Consider the following 4,540-nt stretch of genomic DNA (forward strand, 5'->3'; position numbering starts at 1 on the left):
GCGCAGGCCCTGGTCATCGCCTCGCCCGAGTACAACGCCTCGGTGCCCGGCGTGGTGAAGAACGCCGTCGACTGGGTCTCCCGGTTCCGGCCGCAGCCCTTCAAGGACAAGCAGACGCTGCTGGTGTCCGCCTCCCCGTCGATGGTCGGCGGGAACCGGGGGCTCTGGGCGCTGCGCGTGCCGCTGGAGCACCTCGGGGCCCGGGTCTACCCCGACATGTTCAGCCTCGCCGCGGCGCACTCGGCCTTCGGGGAGGACGGCGCGCTGACCGATCCGGGCCTGAACGAACGGCTGGCCGACACGGTCGACTCCTTCCTCGCGCTGGCCGAGGCGGACACGCGCTACCTGTGCCTCCAGCGGCGCTGGTACGAGTTCCTGGGCGACGAGACCAGCGCTCCCGTCACCCAGCGGACCGAGGGCTGAAGGGGCCGCTCAGGGGGTGCCTGAAGTCCCGAATCGGGCACGGGTTAGCATATGAGCGCCGCCTAGCTCGAAAGATAATGATCTGTGACTGTCAAAGACGACTCGTTCACCAACTGGAAGAACCGCGAGGAGATCGCGGAGTCGATGATCCCGATCATCGGGAAGCTGCACCGCGAGCGGGACGTCACGATCCTGCTCCACAGCCGCTCCCTGGTGAACAAGTCCGTGGTCAGCATTCTCAAGACCCACCGCTTCGCCCGCCAGATCGACGGTGAGGAGCTCTCGGTCACCGAGACCCTGCCGTTCCTGCAGGCGCTCACCACGCTCGACCTCGGTCCCTCGCAGATCGACCTCGGCATGCTCGCCGCCACGTACGCGACCGACGAGCGCGGCCTCTCGGTGGAGGAGTTCACCGCCCTCGCCGTCGCCGGTGCCACGGGCGCCAACAAGATCGAGCGCGCCGACGGCCGCGACGTGGTCCTCTACGGCTTCGGCCGCATCGGCCGCCTCGTCGCCCGCCTGCTGATCGAGAAGGCCGGCTCCGGCAACGGCCTGCGCCTGCGTGCCATCGTCGTCCGCGGTGGCGGCGAGGCGGACCTGGTCAAGCGCGCCTCGCTGCTGCGCCGCGACTCGATCCACGGCCAGTTCCAGGGCACGATCACCGTGGACGAGGCGACGAGCACGATCATCGCCAACGGCAACGCGATCAAGGTGATCTACGCCAACGACCCCTCCGAGGTCGACTACACGGCGTACGGCATCAAGGACGCCATCCTGATCGACAACACCGGCAAGTGGCGCGACCGCGAGGGCCTCTCCAAGCACCTGCGCCCCGGTATCGACAAGGTCGTCCTGACGGCTCCCGGCAAGGGCGACGTCCCGAACATCGTGCACGGCGTCAACCACGACACGATCAAGCCGGACGAGCAGATCCTGTCCTGCGCCTCCTGCACCACCAACGCGATCGTCCCGCCGCTGAAGGCGATGGCGGACGAGTACGGCGTTCTGCGCGGCCACGTGGAGACCGTCCACTCGTTCACCAACGACCAGAACCTGCTGGACAACTACCACAAGGCCGACCGTCGTGGCCGCTCCGCGCCGCTGAACATGGTCATCACCGAGACCGGTGCCGCCTCGGCCGTCGCCAAGGCGCTGCCGGACCTCAAGGCCCCGATCACCGGCAGCTCGATCCGCGTCCCCGTCCCGGACGTCTCGATCGCCATCCTGAGCCTGCGCCTGGGCCGTGAGACCACCCGCGACGAGGTCCTCGACTACCTCCGCGACGTCTCGCTGCACTCGCCGCTCAAGCGCCAGATCGACTTCACCACGGCTCCCGACGCGGTCTCCATGGACTTCGTCGGTTCGCGCCACTCCTCGATCGTCGACGCGGGCGCCACCAAGGTGGACGGCGACAACGCCATCCTCTACCTCTGGTACGACAACGAGTTCGGCTACTCCTGCCAGGTCATCCGGGTCGTCCAGTACGTCTCCGGCGTCGAGTACCCGACCTACCCGGTCCCGGCGGTCTGATCCCGCCCGGCCCTCCGCACGGACGAATGCCCCCGAGCGACCCGTGGTCGCCCGGGGGCATTCGTGCGTGAAGCCTAGGGTGGGGGGATGCGCATCGTCTCCCTGCTGCCGGCCGCCACCGACATCGTGGCCGAACTGGGCCTCTCCGCCGATCTGGTGGGCCGTACGCACGAGTGCGACTGGCCGCCCGGGGAGGTGGCCGGCGTACCGGTGGTGACGGCGGCGGAGTTCGCGGCGGACACCCTGAGCAGCCGGGAGATCTCCGACGCGGTGGGCGGCGCCGCGCACCGGGGCTCCTCCCTCTACACCCTGGACACCGACGCCCTGGCGGCGCTCGCCCCCGACGTGGTGCTGACCCAGGACCTGTGCGCCGTGTGCGCCGTCTCCTACGAGGGGGTCAGCCGGGCCGTGCGGGTGCTGGACGGCGGGCCGCAGGTGCTCAGCCTGGAGCCGCGCACCCTGGACGACGTACTGGACTGCCTGGTCCGCGTGGGCGAACTGCTGGGGGTGCGCGATACGGCCCTGGCACGCCGGGCCGCGCTCCGGGCCCGGCTGGACGCGGTCCGCGCGGCGACCGCGGGCCGTGCGCGGCCCCGGGTCGTGGCCATCGAGTGGCTGGACCCGCTCTGGCCCGCCGGGCACTGGGTGCCCGAACAGATCACGACCGCCGGCGGCGACCCGCTCCTCGCCGCACCGGGCGAGCACACCCGCCCGATGGACTGGCCGGCCGTCCTGGCCGCGCGCCCGGACGTACTCCTCCTCCTGCCGTGCGGCTTCCCCCCGCACCGCACCCTCGCCGAACGCGAGCTCCTCACCACCCTGCCCGGCTGGACCGACCTTCCGGCGGTCCGCACGGACCGGGTATGGGTCCTGGACGGCCCGGCGTACTTCAACCGCCCGGGCCCCCGGGTCGTACGCGGCGCGGAAGTCCTGGCCCACGTCCTCCACGACATCCGCTCCGGCGCCCCGGTCACCGATTCGGAGGCCTTCCGGCTGCCCCGTCAGTGACCGGCGAGGGCCGCGGCCAGTTGGGTGCGGGAGCGGACGCCGAGTTTGCGGTAGACGCGGCTGAGCATGCCCTCGACGGTTTTGACCGAGATGAACATGTGCTGGGCCGCCTGCTGGTTGGTGGCGCCCTGGCAGATCAGGTCCGCCAGGCGCGACTCGGATTCGGTCAGCCTGCCCGTGGCCGAGGCGGGGCCGGCCGCGCGGGCGAGGAGTTCGCGGGTGAGCTCCTGCCAGGGGCGGGCGCCCGTGTCCTCGAAGACGGCCATGGCCGCCTCCCAGGCCGCGCGGGCGGCGGCCTGGCGGCGGCGGGAGCGTTCGACCCGGCCCAGGGCCAGGAGCGTACGGGCCTCTTCGAGCGGCAGGCCCAGGCGGGCGAAGGCGGCCGCGGCCCCGCGGAGGACCTCGCTCGCCTCCTCCCCCGCGCCGGTGCGGGCCAGGAGGAGGCCCCGGGCCCGGTCCAGCGCCGAGCGGGGGCCGGAGTCGGGGCCCGGCGGGGTCGTGGTGGGGTGGGCCCGGGACAGGAGGGCGCGGGCCACGTCGAGGTGGCCCGCGCAGGTGAGGGCCTCCACGGCGTCCGGCTGCCAGCGGAACATGCCGGGGTCGGCCGACGGGACGTGCCGCTCCGCCTCGGCCACGGCCGAGAGAGAGGCGACCGCGCCTGTGACGTCCCCCGTGTGGAGCTGGACCGCGCCCATGATCCACAGGTTCCGTGAGACGTACAGTCCGTCGCCCTCCTCCTGCGAGGCCCGGGCACCGCAGGAGGCCGTCCGCAGGGCGGCCGCGAAGGATCCGGCGGCGCTCTGCGTCAGCGCCGCGGTGTACCAGGCGGGTCCCATGGACAGGCCCGCCGTGGTGGAGAGCCGTACGGCCTGATCGGCCCACGCGAGCGCGGGTCCGCACGCGCCGAGCCGGCTGTCGGCCTCCGCGAGGCTGCGCCATATGTCGACCAGGTCCTCGGCGTCGCCCTCGTGCTCGGCGAGGGCGAGGAGCTCGACGAGGCGTTCGCGCGCTTCCCGGAGACGGTCGTCGAAGACGGCGTGGCGGGCGGCCAGGTACTGGGCGCTGTTGCGGATGCCGGAGTGCTGGGGCGGAATCCCCAGGGCGAGCGCCCGGTCGAGGGTGCTGCCGGCGTCGTCGGCGGCGCCGAGGACCCGTTCCATCCGGGCGCGCATGGTCAGCGCGGCGGCCTGCAGGGGCCGGTGGCCGTCCGAGGCGGCGAGTTCGGCGGCCCGGGTGGCCGCGCGCAGGGCCCGTTCGGGGGCGGCGTGGGCGAGGTTGGCGGCGATGGCGGCGCGCAGCTCGACCGCGGCGAGGAGGCCGGGGTGGCCCGTCGCCAGTTCCCTGCACCGGGCCAGCAGCGGTTCCAGGTCGGCGAGGGCCTGGCCGTGGGCGTCGACGAGGGCGAGCAGTGCGGTGACCTGGTCGGCGGGCTCCGCCCGGGCGGCGGTCAGGGCGTCGGCCGCCTGCCGGGCGATGTCGACGGAGCCGGCGCAGGCCGCCTCCTGGGCGGCGTACGAGAGCCTGCGGACGCGCAGCCCGGACCGGTCCGGCGGGGTGATCTCCGCGGCGAGGAGGAACC

General features: G+C 73.1%; 4 protein-coding genes. 3 read left to right on the plus strand and 1 reads right to left on the minus strand.

The window, feature by feature from the left end; genetic code table 11:
* The 3 genes from ACWGDE_RS36435 to ACWGDE_RS36445 form a co-directional block, all read left to right on the plus strand.
* Positions 1-423: NADPH-dependent FMN reductase (locus tag ACWGDE_RS36435; protein ID WP_453393368.1), on the plus strand; the 423-nt coding region annotated here is incomplete at its 5' end.
* Positions 424-507: 84 nt separating this feature from the next.
* Positions 508-1,953: a glyceraldehyde-3-phosphate dehydrogenase gene (locus ACWGDE_RS36440; protein ID WP_453393369.1), complete on the plus strand. Its 1,446-nt coding sequence runs from the start codon at positions 508-510 to the stop codon at positions 1,951-1,953.
* 87 nt (positions 1,954-2,040) lie between these two features.
* Positions 2,041-2,961, plus strand: a complete 921-nt coding sequence (locus ACWGDE_RS36445) for a cobalamin-binding protein (protein WP_453393370.1) — start codon at positions 2,041-2,043, stop codon at positions 2,959-2,961.
* Here ACWGDE_RS36445 and ACWGDE_RS36450 read toward each other — a convergent pair.
* Positions 2,955-4,540: helix-turn-helix transcriptional regulator (locus tag ACWGDE_RS36450; protein WP_453393371.1), on the minus strand; the 1,586-nt coding region annotated here is incomplete at its 5' end. The two genes, ACWGDE_RS36445 and ACWGDE_RS36450, sit on opposite strands and share 7 nt — an antisense overlap.

This window comes from Streptomyces sp. NPDC054956, assembly GCF_053609185.1.

What these genes read in the sequence shown, in the direction of transcription:
- ACWGDE_RS36445 (WP_453393370.1), top strand. Translation starts at nt 2,041, where the DNA reads ATGCGCATCGTCTCCCTGCTGCCGGCCGCCACCGACATCGTGGCCGAA.